This window comes from Rossellomorea aquimaris TF-12 (genome assembly GCF_001648555.1).
Classification (GTDB): Bacteria; Bacillota; Bacilli; order Bacillales; family Bacillaceae_B; genus Rossellomorea; species Rossellomorea aquimaris.
Genome location: NZ_LQXM01000002.1, coordinates 110074 through 128209, shown reverse-complemented (window position 1 = coordinate 128209; position 18136 = coordinate 110074). Strand labels below are relative to the sequence as shown.

Annotated in this window: 21 protein-coding genes; 3 read left to right on the top strand and 18 right to left on the bottom strand. The window is 36.2% G+C overall.

Annotated features, from left to right (window positions below; all coding sequences use genetic code 11):
• Positions 1–244: 244 nt before the first annotated feature.
• From IQI_RS00815 to IQI_RS00785, 7 genes are all read right to left on the bottom strand, one after another.
• Positions 245–937 carry a hypothetical protein gene (locus tag IQI_RS00815; RefSeq protein ID WP_197489692.1) on the bottom strand — a complete coding sequence of 231 codons (693 nt, stop codon included), beginning with the start codon at positions 935–937 and terminating at the stop codon, positions 245–247.
• Positions 938–986: 49 nt separating this feature from the next.
• Positions 987–1175 carry a DUF2768 domain-containing protein gene (locus IQI_RS00810; protein ID WP_064091063.1) on the bottom strand — a complete coding sequence of 63 codons (189 nt, stop codon included), beginning with the start codon at positions 1173–1175 and terminating at the stop codon, positions 987–989.
• A 468-nt stretch (positions 1176–1643) separates the two neighbouring features.
• Complete coding sequence (locus tag IQI_RS00805; RefSeq protein ID WP_064091019.1) at positions 1644–2702, bottom strand: NAD(P)H-dependent glycerol-3-phosphate dehydrogenase; 1059 nt, start codon at positions 2700–2702, stop codon at positions 1644–1646.
• A gap of 15 nt (positions 2703–2717) precedes the next feature.
• A complete protein-coding gene (gene der / locus IQI_RS00800; RefSeq protein WP_064091018.1) occupies positions 2718–4028 on the bottom strand; it encodes a ribosome biogenesis GTPase Der in 1311 nt (436 codons plus the stop codon).
• Between the two features lie 175 nt (positions 4029–4203).
• The gene (locus tag IQI_RS00795) at positions 4204–4395 is read right to left on the bottom strand and encodes a capping complex subunit for YIEGIA (protein ID WP_064091017.1); all 192 of its coding nucleotides are present in this window, start codon (positions 4393–4395) and stop codon (positions 4204–4206) included.
• Positions 4392–5288: a YIEGIA family protein gene (locus tag IQI_RS00790; protein ID WP_064091016.1), complete on the bottom strand. Its 897-nt coding sequence runs from the start codon at positions 5286–5288 to the stop codon at positions 4392–4394. The genes IQI_RS00795 and IQI_RS00790 overlap by 4 nt, the downstream gene beginning before the upstream one ends.
• Complete coding sequence (locus IQI_RS00785) at positions 5285–5893, bottom strand: YphA family membrane protein (protein ID WP_064091015.1); 609 nt, start codon at positions 5891–5893, stop codon at positions 5285–5287. Before IQI_RS00785 ends, IQI_RS00790 begins: the two co-directional genes overlap by 4 nt.
• Before the next feature lie 106 nt (positions 5894–5999).
• On the opposite strand from IQI_RS00785, the gene IQI_RS20100 reads away from it, so the two are divergent.
• On the top strand, positions 6000–6131 hold the full coding sequence (locus tag IQI_RS20100) for a YpzI family protein (protein WP_064498960.1): 132 nt from the start codon (positions 6000–6002) through the stop codon (positions 6129–6131).
• A 288-nt stretch (positions 6132–6419) separates the two neighbouring features.
• Here IQI_RS20100 and fni read toward each other — a convergent pair whose 3' ends face one another.
• The 9 genes from fni to prsW form a co-directional block, all read right to left on the bottom strand.
• Entirely contained in the window at positions 6420–7475 is a 1056-nt protein-coding gene (gene fni, locus IQI_RS00780) for a type 2 isopentenyl-diphosphate Delta-isomerase (RefSeq protein WP_064091014.1), read from the bottom strand.
• Positions 7476–7487: 12 nt separating this feature from the next.
• Positions 7488–8621, bottom strand: a complete 1134-nt coding sequence (gene rpsA, locus IQI_RS00775; protein ID WP_064091013.1) for a 30S ribosomal protein S1 — start codon at positions 8619–8621, stop codon at positions 7488–7490.
• 116 nt (positions 8622–8737) lie between these two features.
• A complete protein-coding gene (locus IQI_RS00770) occupies positions 8738–9319 on the bottom strand; it encodes a lysophospholipid acyltransferase family protein (protein WP_064091012.1) in 582 nt (193 codons plus the stop codon).
• A gap of 1 nt (position 9320) precedes the next feature.
• Positions 9321–9989: a (d)CMP kinase gene (gene cmk / locus IQI_RS00765; protein ID WP_064091011.1), complete on the bottom strand. Its 669-nt coding sequence runs from the start codon at positions 9987–9989 to the stop codon at positions 9321–9323.
• Positions 9990–10156: 167 nt separating this feature from the next.
• Positions 10157–10348: a YpfB family protein gene (locus IQI_RS00760; RefSeq protein WP_064091010.1), complete on the bottom strand. Its 192-nt coding sequence runs from the start codon at positions 10346–10348 to the stop codon at positions 10157–10159.
• Between the two features lie 51 nt (positions 10349–10399).
• Complete coding sequence (locus IQI_RS00755) at positions 10400–11047, bottom strand: flagellar brake protein (RefSeq protein ID WP_064091009.1); 648 nt, start codon at positions 11045–11047, stop codon at positions 10400–10402.
• A gap of 161 nt (positions 11048–11208) precedes the next feature.
• On the bottom strand, positions 11209–12555 hold the full coding sequence (ypeB, locus tag IQI_RS00750; protein ID WP_064091008.1) for a germination protein YpeB: 1347 nt from the start codon (positions 12553–12555) through the stop codon (positions 11209–11211).
• Positions 12556–12569: 14 nt separating this feature from the next.
• Complete coding sequence (gene sleB, locus IQI_RS00745) at positions 12570–13379, bottom strand: spore cortex-lytic enzyme (protein WP_064091062.1); 810 nt, start codon at positions 13377–13379, stop codon at positions 12570–12572.
• Positions 13380–13529: 150 nt separating this feature from the next.
• Positions 13530–14216, bottom strand: a complete 687-nt coding sequence (gene prsW, locus IQI_RS00740; protein ID WP_064091007.1) for a glutamic-type intramembrane protease PrsW — start codon at positions 14214–14216, stop codon at positions 13530–13532.
• Between the two features lie 90 nt (positions 14217–14306).
• Between prsW and IQI_RS20995 the strand changes: the two genes are divergently transcribed.
• Together IQI_RS20995 and IQI_RS20990 are read left to right on the top strand one after the other, a co-directional pair.
• A complete protein-coding gene (locus IQI_RS20995) occupies positions 14307–14936 on the top strand; it encodes an asparaginase domain-containing protein (RefSeq protein WP_082892549.1) in 630 nt (209 codons plus the stop codon).
• A gap of 17 nt (positions 14937–14953) precedes the next feature.
• Positions 14954–15280, top strand: a complete 327-nt coding sequence (locus tag IQI_RS20990; protein WP_082892548.1) for an L-asparaginase family protein — start codon at positions 14954–14956, stop codon at positions 15278–15280.
• Positions 15281–15395: 115 nt separating this feature from the next.
• On the opposite strand, the gene IQI_RS00730 is transcribed toward IQI_RS20990, so the two are convergent.
• Positions 15396–16358 carry a YpdA family putative bacillithiol disulfide reductase gene (locus IQI_RS00730; protein ID WP_064091006.1) on the bottom strand — a complete coding sequence of 321 codons (963 nt, stop codon included), beginning with the start codon at positions 16356–16358 and terminating at the stop codon, positions 15396–15398.
• Positions 16359–16796: 438 nt separating this feature from the next.
• Positions 16797–18074: a Glu/Leu/Phe/Val family dehydrogenase gene (locus IQI_RS00725; protein ID WP_064091005.1), complete on the bottom strand. Its 1278-nt coding sequence runs from the start codon at positions 18072–18074 to the stop codon at positions 16797–16799.
• Between the last annotated feature and the right edge of the window lie 62 nt (positions 18075–18136).

The window sequence follows — 18136 nt, the reverse complement described above, 5'->3', positions numbered from 1 at the left end:
CCCTCCCATCTTATATTCCAGGGATGTTTCATCCGTGTATTCTGTCTCACATTCTATATTTATGATGTTGTCCTAATGACTTATGACTATTAATATGTTTTTTTTACCTCCTTATGATAAAAAAATGAAATTTATTATGTCTTAGCATTTATGATCATTTGTATTAAAGTAAACCCTTTATAAAAAATGACATAAAAATAATAACCCTTCCCCTACAATATATTTTGTAAGAAAAGGGTTATGCCTATTTTGTCATAAAGACAGGTTCAGATTTTTCATTAATGGTATATGGTAAAGAATATGCTGGTACAAAAACAGAGTCTTTCGTGAGTAATCCCCTAATATCTTCGCCTGGTTCGGGCATATTTTCTGCTGTTTGAATTTTTTCATATAAGTCCATAGAGTAGTCAACAAAAATATCCCCGTTACCATTGATGACTAAGGGAAGATTTTTATTAGAATAAGGGCTATTGACGTACACTTCTCCATCATATCCTAACTCCTTGTAATTCAGAGTATATACATTTTTAGATATTTCTTCTTTAAATGGAGGGTATCCTTGTGCCTGTATTCTAATTCTTACTTCTCTTATCTTTTCAGCCATACGCAAATCGAAAATGTTTACTGTGGGGTTTTCCTCTACATCTGTTAGAACGTATTGAAAGACACCACCGTTTTCAAATGCGTTTCCAGGAATTTCTGCCAGAAATTGAGGACTAAGCTTTCTGAAGTCTATGGGATACTTTTGATAGATAGGAGTGTCTTGATCTTTTGTTTTTATAGGAAGTAATCCATTATTGTTATTTTTGTACTGATCCACTGCTTCCTGAACAGTTTTCACCTGAGTATCGTAAGGAATTTGATTCTGATTTAGTTTTTGCTCAGGGTATAAGCATCCAGACAGTATCGTCATTGTTGAAATAAGAAGTATTGCCATTAATCCAAAGCGCTTCAATCTAAAACGTCCTTTCACTTGTAGAGCCTCTTTAATTGGTAGGCCCACTAAATACAATATAGATCATCATCAAACCACCGGCAATCATTAATATGTACGCCACGAAAGCAGTGATAAATCGTAAAAATTTTTGTTTGATTTTATATCGACTGAAATAAATGGTTAAAATCGCAAAGAACATGAACCCCATAGAACCAAATGAGATCCACATTTTCATCATCGAATTCAAGAAACATCCCTCCTGTTATCGAATGTATTATATCATAAGTTTTTTCTAAAAGAATAGGGAAGATTCTTTGTTCAATAAAATGTTATAAACTGCAAATAACAGCTACATAAAGGCACTATTCACAAAGGTTGTTGTCTTTTTAATAAGAGTTCAGTCAATGGCTTTGTCAACAAGGTTTGCTTAAATGATGAAGCACACCGACGAGGATGCTCACCGCATTCCCTACTGCAAGCGAAGGTCAACTTCTCCTATACAAGGTAGCAACAAGCTTCAAGAAATGAACCTACATAAAAGAAGAGCACTCACCTGTTTTAATACCAACTTTACAAGTTGGTTTTAAAACAGGTGAGATGCTCATAAATGAGACCTACCCATCTATAGGCAAAGCTGTATATATTCATCACAGTGTATGCAACAGAGCTGCTATCCGCATCCTCGAATGCCTATAATAGATGGATTTTATTCTTCTTCTATGAAACGTTCACCTAATATATTCACCAGGTCTTCCATTTCATTGGTTTTAACACGTGCCATTAAATGATCAACGGCTTCTTTTGCTTCTACATTATTAAATAACACTTCATACAAAGCATCCGTAATCGGCATTTTCACTTCATATTTCTCAGCCAGCTGATGAGCTGCTTTTGTTGTGCGAACACCCTCTACAACCATTCCCATGTTATCGAGCACCTCTTCAAGATTACGACCTTTACCAAGCATATTACCTGCTCTCCAGTTTCTTGAATGAACACTTGTACAAGTAACAATAAGGTCGCCTATTCCTGTTAACCCTGAGAAGGTAAGAGGATTTGCCCCCATTTTAGTTCCTAAACGAGCGATTTCTGCTAGACCTCTAGTTATAAGGGCAGCTTTTGCATTATCGCCATAACCAAGTCCATCAGTTATTCCCGCAGCTAGAGCAATAATATTTTTTAAAGCTCCGCCAATCTCTACCCCAAGTAAATCAGGATTCGTGTAAACTCTAAAGTTTTGATTCATAAACATATCCTGAACCGACTCAGCAGCCTTCATATCCTTCGAGGATACCGTTACAGTAGTTGGGTGTCTCAAGCTCACTTCCTCCGCATGACTTGGTCCTGAAAGCACAACAACTGCATGTAAGTTTTTTGACTCCATCTCATCTTCAATCATTTCAGATATTCTTAATAGAGAATCCGGTTCAATTCCTTTACTAACATGAACAATGGTTAAAGGAGTACTTTGAACTTCTTGTATTTGACGTAATACTGGTCGAATTGCTTTCGTTGGAACAGCTAGAATAATGGTATCGATTTCCTCAATAGATTGTTGAAGGTTAGAATACCCAATAATAGACTCTGGGAGTTCCACTTCTTTTAAATACTTTTGATTTGTATGGTGTTGGTTAATTTCATTGATTTGATCTTCTTTATGACCCCATAACCTTACCTCAAGCCCATTATCTGCAAGGACCATTGAAAGTGCTGTCCCCCAACTACCTGCTCCAATTACCGTAATCTTTTGGGATTTTTTCAACATTTCACACCTACCTAATTATTTTCTAGCACGAGCGATAATACGAATAGGAGTACCTTCAAATCCAAATGCATCACGTATTCTATTTTCTAAGAAACGCTCATACGAAAAGTGCATTAATTCTGGATCATTTACAAATACAACAAAGGTTGGCGGCTTAACAGCAACCTGTGTAGCGTAATAAATTCTTAACCTCTTACCATTATCTGTTGGAGTAGGATTCATGGCAACTGCATCCATCACTACTTCATTTAGTACACTGGATTGAACACGTAATGCATGATTTTCACTAGCTATATTAATGACTGGCAGTAATGTGTGAATTCTCTTTTTCGTTATTGCTGAAAGAAATACGATGGGAGCATAGTCTAAAAATTGAAAATGGTCACGAATGTTCTGTTCCCATTTATTCATGGTTTTTTCATCTTTTTCAACAGCGTCCCATTTATTCACTACGATCACTACTGCTCGACCAGCCTCATGAGCGTATCCAGCAATTTTCTTATCTTGTTCAATAATTCCCTCTTCCCCATCAATAACCACTAAGACGACGTCTGAGCGTTCAATGGCTCTAAGGGCTCTAAGTACACTATATTTCTCCGTTGTTTCGTATACTTTTCCCCTTTTTCTCATACCTGCAGTATCAATAATGACATAATCTTGTCCTTCAAAGGAGTAAGATGAATCCACTGCATCTCTTGTTGTACCTGCTACATTACTTACGATAACTCTATCTTCACCCAGTAATGCGTTAACGAGTGAAGACTTTCCTACGTTTGGTCGACCGATGAGAGAGAACTTAATAACATCTTCAGCATAATCGTCTTCTTCATCCTTTTTAAAATGTCTAACCACGTCATCTAGCAGATCTCCTAAACCAAGCCCGTGAGATCCCGAAATTGGGTATGGTTCTCCAAAACCTAATGAGTAAAAGTCATAAATCATTTCTCTCATTTCAGGATTATCCACTTTATTAACGCCTAACACTACCGGTTTTTTTGATCTGTATAAAATTTTAGCAACAATCTCGTCTGCAGCAGTGACACCTTCACGACCATTCGTTAAGAATACAATGACGTCTGCTTCATCGATGGCAATTTCTGCCTGCTGTCTAATTTGATCTAAAAATGGTTCATTACCTAATTCTATACCACCTGTGTCGATCATATTAAACTCATGCGTTAACCATTCAGCTGAACTATATATTCGATCTCTTGTAACTCCTGGAACATCTTCAACTATTGATATTCTTTCTCCAACAATTCTATTAAAAATCGTGGACTTTCCTACGTTTGGACGCCCTACGATGGCTACGACTGGTTTTGACACGTTTTTCACCCTTTCTGTAAGAAACTTTTTACTTTTCTTACATTTCCTCTTTTAAGCCTTTTCAATTCTTGATGTCAAGTACTATGAATAAGAAAGACTGGCCCTTAAGGTCTTATTTCCTTATGGGACAGTCCCCTAACTTTACTATTTTATCAATAAAAGAATAATCTAGCAATCAATGTTTCACAATGATAAACAGTCCTTCATCTAATTCATGGGCAATACCATCTAAAATGGCTTCTAAATTAGCACATATCTTTTGTAATTCCGAATCACTTTTACAATGAAATACGGCAGTCCCACTTGGTACTCTTTCAGGTGAAGTAGTAACAGCTGCAAGAATGAATTTCTGGATTGTTGTGCTCATTCTAACTTACTCCCCTTCTTATTAGCTTTTGATTCTGAAGGCATTCTAATCGCATTCTCCAATGTAGGCACTTGACCTAAAATGGCAATGGCTTTTTCGATATCCTTCCTTTGTGGAAGGACAAATACACCAATGCGACCATCATCTAGATCTCTTTTAGCGAGAGGAGTTAGAGCTGGAGTTCCTGAATCTTTAAAAATGCCTAAGGATGTGGAAATGTCATGAAGAATGGCCTGTCGTTGCCCCAGGTTTGCGATAGTAGACCTTGCATCAAATGATTTAGGAGAAAGAACAAAGCCCATACCATACTTTAAAATCTCTTCTTGTCTGACTTTCAAACCGATATTCATAATATAGATATTATCGACATAAAGCCCTGCCCCATCAAAATGAGGCTCAACATACTCAATATCGACTATGTCCTGAAGTCGACCACCAGCCATTAATTTATGAGAAATGAGCATAGAGATAAGCCCAATGACTAAGGCAACATAAAAATTGAAAACAATAAAAGCAATAGTCGCAAGGAGCGAAGAAAAAATGACCAAATAATTTCGACTTTCAAATGCAATGGCTATCCCTTCTATGTAAGTTGCGCCTCTTGGAACAAGCTCATAAGCATCTAGTTCTGTTAACGTATTCCTTTCCATATTTCGAACATCACGAAATTGAGAAGCTGCAACAGTCAAAAACGTAATCGCTGTGAAATTCTCTTCCAATAATGCGGGTATTGCAATCGTACCTAATCCAGCAGCGATAAACCCTAATGCGATGTGTATTATTTTACCATGTAAGTAAGTAGGGTATTGGCGATAATCTGTGCGAAGCATATAAATTCTAGTTAACGTTCCCACCATCACACCAAAAATAACCGGGTACACATATTCATTCATATATTATTCATTTCCCCTTTGGTTTGTAATTTCATATTGACCACATGGTTGATATCATTCAATACCTTAATGACAATAAGAGTGAAAAGAGAAATTGTTAGAGAATCTAAAAAATTCCCATTACCTACTGAATATAAAAAACCAATTTTATTTAACGAAAAACACAAGAGAAAATCACCGGCAATACAGCCTAACACGACAGCACTCACTCTGTATTTCATTGAATGAGACGGATAAAAAAGAAAACTTAATATTACAGAAGAAAAGGCTACAACTATTCCAGTATCCAAAAACATTAAAATAGGATCGTAAATGGATATGAGTCCTAAACCTGAGTTAGTCAGTCCGATTGTTAATAAGGTGATAAACAAATATAATTTATCTCTTACTCTCAGCGAACGTATATAAATAAAACAACCAATAATTATCACAAGTACAGGTACTGCTATTCTCATTGAATATATCGTTACACCATATGGAAAAACGATGATTAACACCAGGCTTAAAAATGAAATATAAAATCTAAACGTGTCTTTTTTACTCATAATAAAGGTTGAGTATGTCCAACATCCCCAAAGGAACCATAAATAGTAAATTCCATCCACATTGTTTCACTCCCTCTTATTATCTACATTATGGAAAATCTTTATGTATCTCATTCATGCATGAATAAAAAACTTATAGAAAAAATAAAGGAAGGAGGTGTTGATAATGGGTAAAGATCGACAAGAAAAGAAATTAAAACAAAGCAAACAGGTGGAATCTGATCGAGATCAAGCTTTGCATTATAAAGGATCAACAGGGCTACAAAGCCCGGAAGAAGCAAGAAACAAACAAAGATAAGGTAGGATTAACTCTTCATGCGATGGGTATGAATTTGCGAGAATAAATAAGTGAAGTCCACTTCCTTAAGGGGGAGTGGATTATTTTGTTTGGTTCGAGGAACAATTACTGGATGTGAATGGTTTGGTTTGATTTGATGATGATGCATGCTTTGGTGATGAGTGATCATTCTTTTTGTAGATTTTGTACTTATCTCTATATGTATCAGCATCATTAAATTAGAAAGCAATAAAAAAGACGAATTCTATAAGAATTCGTCTCCTTAAAAGATATGAAATTTTTTAAAAATCATTGTTTATTACGATTGCTGAGCTCTTTAGGATTCAAGCCTCTTAGCTCCAACCAATGATAGACATTTCCTGACAATACCACTGGTACATGATGAAGCTCGCTCAGATTTTTGCAACCTAAAGCGCACATTAAAAATTTAAGATCTGATTGAATTTCGTTTACTTCTTCAATTGTACTATCCAGTCCAGAATCAAGAAGTGTTTTCAAGATAACTCCTGCCATCCCCACGGCCGAAGCACCTAAGCTTAAGGATTTCACAATGTCTAAGCTGCTTTGAACACCTCCAGAAGCAAGGATTGGCAAGGAGGTGGAAGAATGACATTCAACGATGGATACTGCTGTTGGGATTCCCCAATCATCAAAAAATCCTAACATCCTGCTTCTTCGTTTATTCTCAATTTTAGAGAAGTTCGTTCCCCCAAATCCACCAACATCAATTGCTGCAATATTCGAATGTGATAGAGATGCGGCCACTTCCTTGCTAATTCCAAAGCCTGTTTCCTTAACGATGACAGGAACGGATATCCCATTAGCAATTTGTTGAATCCTTTCCAAAGCACCCCTAAAATTACGATCCCCTTCTGGCATCGTTAATTCTTGAATCACATTAAGGTGAATTTGCAAGGCATTTGCTTCTATCATTTCAACAGCATCTTTTGCTTGCTGAACAGTTGCCTCACTTCCAAGGTTTCCAAAAACGATTCCGTTCTGATTCGTTTTTCTAACCACTTCATATGTATGACGCTCATTTGAATCCTTCAATGCAGACATTTGAGAACCAACCGCAATGGCCATACCTGTTTCTCTTGCCAATATAGCCAGTTCTTCATTTATTTTAGAAGTGGATTTTCCACCGCCACCAGTCATAGCATTGATAAAAATTGGCGAACTCCAATTAAGTTCGCCAATTTGAGTATGCAGATTAACATCATCTACCGCTATATTAGGTAAGCTATGGTGGACAAAAGTAACATCATCAAAACCCGTTTTTCGTTGTTGACCTGTTGATAGTGCATAGTTAATGTGGTCTTGTTTTCTTTGAGCTCTCGTCACTGTCCATCACCATCATTTAAGATCTTTTAGTTTGTCTCCGATCATTTCACCTAACTGGAATCCAGTGTTTTCTTCTGGCATTTCGTAGTCGGTCACTTCTTCTTCCTTTTCTTCCAGAGCTTTTATACTTAAGGATAAGCGTTGTTCGTCTTCGTTGACATCCAATACTTTTACTTTTACCTCTTGGTTCTCTTTTAATACTTCATGAGGGGTACCAATATGGCTATGGGATATTTGTGAGATATGAACGAGTCCTTCTACTCCTGGAAGAACTTCAACAAATGCACCATAGGACACTAAACGTTTTACAACTCCATCAAGCACGCTTCCCTTTGGAGCCTTTTCTGAAATATTGCTCCAAGGTCCAGGTAAAGTTTCTTTAATAGATAGAGAAATTCTTTCATTATCTCGATCAACACTAAGGACTTTGACATTTACTTTTTGTCCTTCTGTTACGACATCTGAAGGTTTCTCAACATGCTCATGAGAAAGTTGTGAGATGTGAACTAAACCATCTACTCCTCCGATATCTACAAATGCTCCAAAATCGGTAATACGCTGAACTGTACCCTCAAGGACAGCCCCTGACTTTATATCTGTTAATAACTTTTTCTTTTGTTGTTGTTTTTCCGCCTCTACAACTGCTCGGTGAGATAAAATAAGTCGATTTTTCTCTTGGTCTAATTCGACAATCTTAAAGCTTAAAGATTTATCTTTATAATCAGAGAAATCTTCAACATAGTAGTCTTCTACTAAGGAAGCAGGAACAAATCCTCTAACCCCAAGATCTACAACTAATCCACCTTTTACAACATCTTTTACTTCTGCTTCAAAAATGTCTCCATTTTCAAAACGGACTTTCATTTCTTCCCATGCTTTTTCAGCATCTACTTTACGTTTTGAAAGAACCAATAGCTCTTCTTCCACTTTCGTCACGATTAACTCAAGTACATCTCCTTCACTGACTACATCAGAAGCTTTTTCAATATGAAGGCTTGAGAGTTCACTAATTGGAATGATGCCATCCACTTTGCTATCTTGAACATCAACAAGGACTTGTTTCTCTTCGACCTTAGTGACTGTTCCTTTAACTTTTTCACCAATTTCGAGATTTTTCACTTCAATTCCATTCATGTCTTCCATTATGTACTCCTCCTTAATCCATGACTACAAAAATTTTAAATCCATAAATCGAAAATTTATAATATTCTTTCTACTAACTTCTAATAAATAAAGCTTTTTGTCAAGCAAGAAAGCTCATATTAAACATGCTCATTTATTAGTTTTTCAATTTCACCCATGATAATTTCAGTTGTTTTTTCTGCATTTAACTTCTGTTCTCTTACTTCATCCATGGGAATAGGGGGACCGTAAACAACCTTTAGTTTTTTAAATGGCTTGTAAGGTCCAATAATGGCACAAGGAACAACATAAGCATTGGATCGAAGAGCAAAAAATCCTGCACCGGCTAATCCCTTTCCAATCTTCCCTGTTTTACTTCTAGTACCCTCTGGAAACAGTCCCAAAACATCACCCTGTTTAAGGACGTTCAATCCCTTACGCAGGGCCTCTCGATCACTCATTCCCCTTTTAACTGGAAAAGCGCGAAGTCCAGGCAGAATCTTACCAAGTACTGGTGCACTAAATATCTCTTCTTTCGCCATAAAAGAAACAGGTCTTGGAGCAGTAATACCTACTACTGGAGGGTCTAAATTATCAATGTGATTTGCACATAATAAAACCCCACCGTCTTTAGGAAAATGCTCTAAACCAACAACTTCTATTCGATAAAGGGGGGTAAGAACCGTTTTTACTAAGCTTTTAGCAAAGGAATACAAGTTCACGTTAACCCTTCCTTTCTACTAGCAACATAATTTGGCTCACTACTTCTGAAATCGACAAGGATGTGGTATCAATCTCAATGGCATCTATTGCTTTTTTCAAAGGGGCCACTTCTCTTTCAGAATCAATCTTATCTCTTAGTGCAATCTCTTTCTTGAGTTGTTCTAAGTCTGATGGGTACCCTTTAGTAACATTTTCTTCATGTCTTCTTTGAGCTCGTTCATCAACACTGGCTAGTAGAAAGACTTTGATTTCAGCATCAGGTATAACATGGGTACCTATATCTCTTCCATCCATTACAACAGCTCCTTCTCTTGCTAACTGTTGTTGTCTATGAACCATTTCCTCTCTCACTAAAGAATGGACTGCAATATGAGATACAGAGTTGGTAACAGAAGATTGACGAATCTCATCTGTTACATTTTCTCCATCTACATATACTAACTGTCCATTTTCTGATGGTTCCAATTCAATTGTTGTATTTGCTAACAACTTCGTTAGCTCCTGTTCATTATGAACGTCTACATTCATTTTCAAAGCTTTATATGTTAGGGAACGATACATCGCTCCAGTATCTATATAAAGATAAGATAATTTCTCTGCTACAATTTTTGCCACTGTACTTTTACCTGCAGCAGCAGGGCCGTCTATTGCGATTCTTAATTTTTCCAAAAAATCCACCTACTTATATTCCTAATTATTTCTCCATTATTTTAACATAAATCAAAAAGAACGTTTAAAAAATCTTTATTCTAAAAACTTTGTTAAACATTGCAAGCGATTTCCTTTCAATCAACTAATGTAAAAAATCACATAGCAAACCTATAAAAAAAGCAGGTCTAATCACCCGCTTTTCCCTTTGATAATGTTTCAACAATATCACTATATTCCATTTTTTCTACCCCTTCATAAAATATTATTTTATGAAATACAGGAAGGAAATTGAACTCATGAAATAGCACTTGAATTCCCAATAATAAAATAAAATGAATAATCGCTAGTTTAATAAGGATACGTTCTACCAATTTCATCTGCTCACCCTTTTTCTTTACATAGAAAAAGTATGTGTCAATTTACTGTTTTTATTCAAGAAGTCCCTTTTTCCTTAACTCTAATTGTCTTTCGAAGCAATATCTAAGGATAAGCTGTCGTTGACTTTCCGTTAGTTTGTCAAACTCAATACTTGCAATACTTCTTGCATCTTTCTCCCATACACGAATCACTCTTCCTTCTATTTCAGCGTAATGACATTCACCATTTTGCATTGGAAGTACTATGATCGTCGTCAGTTTTGTTCCACCCTCAATCTTCATTTCCTTATTCACTATGGCAGCACAGCCTCCTGCACTAATGTCTTCGGTGATGGTGGGGTGATATTGGTTATTAAATTTCAACGAAATATCAGCGTTGGCATCTACACGTACAAATTGCCTGCGTTGAATTTTTACTAATTCGTTTTCGCCAGGATAATGGATGTGAATCATCGGAATCTTTGATAGTTTCCTCCCAAGAACCTCCGTTTCAAACATAAGTACTGTCTGATCATTGTAGATAAAACTGGCTTTAAGCTGAGTGCCATCTATTAAAAAAACAGTCTTTTCTGTTTTTGTATGGATCGGATAATCAATATAGATACCATTTTGCCCTAACTCCACCACTCTACATTTATATTTTTCAAATTTCTCATTATGTAAAGGCTCTAATTGCAACGTCATTCCAGCTTTAATCATAGTCCAAAACTCTCACTTTCTTACTTCCATTATGTGTACCCTTATTATGGCATGTGACAATCTACCTTTCCATACTTTTTTATACATTTTCATTCTTTTCTGAATTTAAACAACAAATGAGGGACGGACCTCCAAATGGAGGTCCGTCCCTCATAAAATAATTATACTACTTCTTCATATATTGGTTCTGCATTTTTAAGTCTTTCTACTTTTTCTTCTTCTCCGGTTTTTGCATTTATAAAGATTCGATACGTATCTTTACCTAGCATACCCAGGAACTCAAAACAGAGTACTTCTTCATTTAAGTCATTTACGATGACAGCCTTTCTCTCTTCCATGACTTTAAGATTTGGGTTTGTTGTGGCTCTTGCTTCTTCTTTGGTAATGGAAGGCTTCGGCAATTCTCGTTCATGATTATTTTTCAAATATTCTTCTGCAGCAAATCCAATGATTTGTCCGTTGTCTAAAGCTACTTTTATTTTCACAGAATCAGGATATATCCTTGTTTCATCTACAATCGTTACATACGTGAAGATTCCAATATTATTATATTGAGCACTTTCAAACAGCTCTAATTTCTCAAATTTATTTTCTTTTAAAAATTGAGTAGCTTTCTCAGCAGCTTTATTTAAACTAATTTTCGTATCTTTCACTTCTCGATTATGAATGTACCAAATAGGATATCCTCCCTTTTTAGTTATATCCATACTCGCTTCAGTTTTTCCGTTGCCAATTGACACACTATAAAATTCGTAATTAGAACCTTTTCCACTTTTAGCTACCTTGGCATTCTTGGTTTCCTTCAAACCTGAATATTTTCTTAACACTTCAACGGCTTCTTTTTTAGAAATTGCTTTACCTTGTAGCTTTTTGAAATTATCATCTTTTTTCTCTGTATTTACAAAAGTGGTGTTTCCGAAATTTGCTTCATCGTATCCAGAGACATTTTTTTCAACCGTCTTAAATCCATCAATGATTGTATTGTCTGACTGCTCTTTTCCTGATGCTAGAGCCAGTTCCACGTCCATCCATCTTAAGTTATTCTTAATAACTAAATATTGAACCCTTCTTAACTCTTTCTGTATATCGGCACTTTGTTTATATAATCCTTCTAATGATTTGTATTCTTTTTCAGATAGTGGATTTTTATCAAGGTCCCTCACGGCTACTCGGTAGCTGAAATCTCCGATATTGCTTAAAAACTCCTCCGTTTTATTAAATGGTAAAAGGGTCAAAGGAAGTTGACCAACGTCACTATGAGCTTGGGAAGTCAGTCTCCATACATCTGCAAGAGCAGGAGATAGAGATTTCCGTGAGTTCATTGCTAAAGTCGAACCTATTTTATCGTGGAGAAGATCCATCTGGTAAGTTAATTCATGAAACGCACGCTGGTAATTATTTTCAGCATTTATTAATACCGCATTTTTCTCCTGGTGTTCTTGATACCCCCAAAAGGCTGTACCTGCAACGCCCAGAACGAGTACAGTGATTAGAATTACACGTAGCACTTTACTTCACCTCATTAATTACAGAATATGTGCTTTCCTATTTTCTTTATTTGTGGACGGGACCAAATCCATTTACTTGTAGCTGTTGCAGGATTAAAATAATAAATGGCACTAGAGGATGGATCCCAACCATTGATAGCATCCAACACAGCTTCCTTCGCCTTTTCGTTTGGTGTCAGCCAAATTTGCCCATCTGCAACAGCAGTAAACGCACCAGGTTCAAATATTACTCCTGCAGCTGTGTTTGGAAATGCTGAGCTATCTACTCGATTTAAAATAACTGCTGCAACTGCAACTTGACCTTCGTATGGTTCACCTCGTGCTTCACCATAAACAGCATTCGCCATTAATTGGATGTCGTTTTGAGAAAAGCCATTTGGTGTATTCACCGCTGTTGGTTTGGAAGGGGTTTGCTTTTGCTGTTGTTGTGGCTGCTTAGCACTAGTCCCTTTTCCTCCGCCTCCCTCAGCTTGTTTGTTAAGATTAGTACCTCCGTAATGACTAAAGTTTTTCCCTTTTTGGATCTGTTCTTTGACAAATTGTTTATTATACTTTGAAGCTTTCACTAGTTTATTTTTTGTCTCTTGACCTGCTAAACCGTCAATTTCTAGACCAAATTCATATTGGAAGTTTCTTAAAGCCCAATATGTCCCCCAACCAAAGACTCCATCAATATCCCCATTGTAGTACCCTATATACTGTAACCTTGCTTGTAGCTCTATTACATCTTCACCAGTTGCACCATGCTGAATGACTTGGTTTGAAAAAGCGTCTGCCTTCTCTCCTTCTGATGAAATCATTAAAAGAGAACACATAAGCACCATGACGACTGAAGTAATAGATATTTTGAAGCGACTATTCATAATGCTTTAACCTCCATATCTTCAATTAACATTAACTCTAGTTTTTGTAGAGACTCCCATTTTATACAAGCGTTATAAGAAAAAAAGACGTCCTCAATTTGAGAACGTCTTTTATTGAACCTTTTCTTTATATAATTGATTGTTGTATTGTTTTTCTGTTAGTCGATGTGCATGTTTTACTTTTTTCAAACCAAGCCACCATAGAAAGAACATGAAGGGAATCATATAATAGATCCAATTTTTTTCAGCAAGAAAAATATAATTATATGTTCCGTGTAAAAAGATCGGAATAAAAAGGGAAATCAATAACCACTTTCGTTTTTCTTCTTTTAAAGAAAATTTGGCTTTTCCTAAGTAATAACCCATAATAACTCCAAATAAGGCATGACTTGAAACAGGAAGCAATGCTCTACCAAATGCATACTCAACGCCATTTGCTACTAAATATAATATGTTTTCCACTGTAGCAAAGCCTAAAGACACACTTGCACCATAGACAATACCATCATAAGGGTCATTGAAATTAACGTGCTGAAAAATTGCAAACATCAAAATAAACCATTTGAAAAACTCTTCAAGTAATCCTGAGGAAATATATGCATTGGCCAAATTTGATGGAATGAACCCTTCAACTCCCAATACATATTGAAGGAACATAATAGGGAAGGTTATGATAGTTCCATAAATAAATGTCTTAAACACTAATGTAATCGGTTCTGATTCATATTCGTCGCGCAAATAAAAATAACTCAGCAACGCTAATCCTGGTGCTATACCCGCTGATAAAATCACCAGCATAAAAAGTCCTCTTTTCTTTCGGTTTTCTTAATCGTATCATGTTAAAGTAAGATTGGAAATAACATTTTATTTGACAGGAGGAATGCCCATATGAAAAAAAATATTTTAGTAATACATACAGGTGGAACGATTTCTATGATGGAGGATGTTAGTACAGGAGAAGTGATTCCAGGGAAAGAAAATCCTTTATCCGTTCAAACTTCCATTGTTTCAAACTTAGCTAATATCACAGTAGAGGAAGCATTTCACCTACCTTCTCCCCACATTACTGAACAGCATATGTACCAACTTAAAGAACTAATAGAAGAGAAGTACAAGGAAAAGGCGTTTGACGGGGCAGTTATTACACATGGAACAGATACTTTAGAAGAAACAGCTTATTTCTTAGATCTTACCATATCCTTACCTATTTCTATTGTCGTTACAGGGGCCATGAGATCGAGTAACGAAATTGGAGCAGATGGATTGTATAATCTTATATCATCTGTTCGTGTAGCAGCAGATAGTAAATCAAAGAATAAAGGTGTATTAGTTGTATTAAATGATGAAATTCATTCAGCAAAAAACGTAACAAAACACACACAAGCAACGTTTCTACCTTCCAAAGCCCGCAATATGGACCAATTGGAATTGTTACAAAAAGAGGCGTACTTTTTCACCACCAACCTACTTCCTCTGAGAGCTATCAAGTTTGCGATATCTCAAAACGAGTTACTTTAATCAAAGCATATGCTGGGATGGACTCGGGCCTGTTAATTGCAATTAAGGATTTACAATTTGATGGTGTGATTATAGAGGCACTTGGACAAGGGAATCTTCCACCTGAAGCCGTCCATGGTATAAATGAATTGTTATCTGCAAATATTCCCGTTGTGCTTGTTTCAAGATGCTTTAACGGGATTGTTCAAGATATTTATGGTTATAGTGGTGGAGGAAAACAATTAAAGGAAAAGGGAGTCATTTTTTCTAACGGCCTTAATGGACAGAAAGCCCGTATAAAATTGATGGTTGCTCTTTCTCAAACCAACGATTTCCACGAACTTGAGAAGATATTTAAAAACTAATGACTTTGTTAGATAGGCAACAAAGTTAGCAAAAATATCCTAAAACGACTCGTGAAATCCGCGAGTCGTTTTGTAAATTATAGATATGAAAAATATTCATGAAGTTACTTTATGATCAATCTTTACCTACAATAGAGCTTGCTATTAATCCTCCATGTAATCTCCCGTTTTCAATAAATATTTCATTGGCATTATTTCCTGCTGCTATAACTCCTGCGATGTATACTCCATTCACATTCGTCTCCATAGTGTCAGGATTAAAGGATGGTCTTCCTGTTTCATCATCAATGCTAATTCCCATCTTAGTAAGAAAACCGTGATCTGGATGATACCCTGTCATAGCAAAAACAAAATCATTGTATATCTCCTTTTGTTCTCCTTGAGTATCATAGATTACAGACTGTTCCTTTATTTCTTGAACACACGAATTAAATTCCATATTTATCTCACCACTTCGAACTAATGCATCGAAATTAGGAAGTATCCATGGCTTTACACTTTTTGAGTATTCACTTCCACGATAAATCACCGTTACTCTTGCTCCTGCTTTATTTAATTCTAAGGCAGCATCGACTGCTGAATTCTTTCCACCTATTACAACAACATCGGTGTCAAAAAAGGGATGTGCTTCTTTAAAGTAATGAAATACCTTTTCTTCTTTTTCACCTGGAATGTTCAAGTAATTTGGAGAATCATAATAACCAGTTGCAATGATTACATGTTTCGCTTGGTATGTTTCCTTTGAGGTAGAAATAATAAAACCCTGTTCACTTTTTTCTACGTTTTGAACCAGCTCAAAACGATTAATCCTTAATTTTTTTCTTTTTGCTACCTCACGATAATAAACAAGAGCCTGATTACGACGAGGCTTATGTTCCTCAATAACAAAAGGAACATCACCGATTTCTAATTTCTCACTTGAAGAGAAAAAAGTTTGGTGAGTAGGGTAATGATAAATAGCATTTACAATATTGCCTTTTTCAATAATTAAAGGATCTATTCCTTGATCCTTTAAACTTATAGCAGCTGACAACCCACAAGGGCCTCCACCTACAATAATACAATCTTCAGTTTTCAAATTTGGACACTCCTTCAAATTACTCTATCTGAAAGATGATATAGTTAGTTTTCTTCAGAACTTCGAATTATCTCCCACCAATTATTATGGAATAATTTTAATTATTGGTCAAAAGTAATCCCTTATATAAGCCTCTTTTCGCAAAGATTGTTGTATTATAACATAATTTCACCTAAGGCTCTGTCAACGCTCCGTTTTCAGCCGACGTCAGCAGAGGATACTCTGCGCCCATGAACTGGGAAGTGAGCATCTTCTGAAATAAAAGTAACAAAGTTTACGAAAAGAGCCTAAAATATAAAATGAGAGAGACCGTTAGTCTCTCCCATTGCTTATTTATGAAGCTTTTTTCGTAAATTGTATTACTATTAAACACATTGACAAAATTCTCGCTTTTGTCTATGTTAATCAGTCCAAACACAGTTATTCTTAAAGGAGTTCTTAGATCCAACCTCTGAAGCGGCAAGCCTCTGCCATTTTCCTTACTCCTACCATGTAAGCAGCAAGTCTCATATCTACTCTTCTTGATTGAGCCGTATCATAAACGTTGTTAAATGAATTAATGAGTATTTTTTCAAGCTTCTCTTCCACTTCTTCTTCAGACCAATAGTATCCTTGGTTGTTTTGTACCCATTCGAAGTATGAAACGGTAACTCCTCCAGATGAAGCAAGAACATCTGGTACCAATAAAACCCCTCTTTCTGTAAGGATTTTAGTAGCATCTAATGTAGTTGGTCCATTAGCAGCTTCAACTACGATACTCGCCCTGATATTGTGTGCATTATCTTCAGTAATTTGATTCTCAATGGCTGCCGGGACTAAGATATCACAATCAAGCTCTAATAATTCTTGATTTGAAATTGTGTTATTGAATAATTTCGTTACAGTACCGAAGCTGTCTCTTCGATCAAGTAAATAATCTATGTCTAAGCCATCTACATCATGTAAACCGCCATAGGCATCCGAAATTCCAATTACTTTTGCACCAGCATCATGCATGAATTTTGCTAGGAAGCTACCTGCGTTTCCAAACCCTTGAACAACGACTCTTGCTCCTTCAAGCTTTATTCCTTTTTTCTTTGCAGCTTCTCGTATACAAATCGTCACACCTTTGGCAGTTGCCGTTTCCCTACCGTGGGACCCTCCAAGAACAAGTGGCTTACCTGTGATAAATCCTGGTGAATTATATTCATCTATTCGACTATATTCATCCATCATCCAAGCCATTATTTGAGAGTTGGTAAAAACATCTGGAGCTGGAATATCTTTAGATGGACCTACAATTTGACTAATGGCACGAACATAACCTCTACTTAATCGTTCTAATTCTCTGAAAGACATATCCCGTGGATCACAAATGATTCCACCTTTACCACCACCATACGGCAAATCAACAATTCCGCATTTTAAACTCATCCATATAGAGAGTGCTTTTACTTCCTTTTCTGTCACATTAGGATGAAAACGAATTCCACCTTTTGTGGGCCCAACTGCGTCATTATGTTGGGAACGGTAACCTGTAAATACCTTAACTTTACCGTCGTCCATTCTCACGGGTATTTTAACGGTTAACATTCTTACAGGTTCTTTCAACAATTCAAAAACTTCTTCAGGATAACCTAATTTATCAAGCGCAAGGTGAATAACCGTTTGCGTAGATTTCAACACATCATGTTTATCTGATGTTTGATGATTTTCTTTCCCCTTTTCGGCTACCATTTATGTAAACCTCCCAGTATATTTCACTGTAAATCGTAAAATCTTGTCCGCTTTCAAGACAT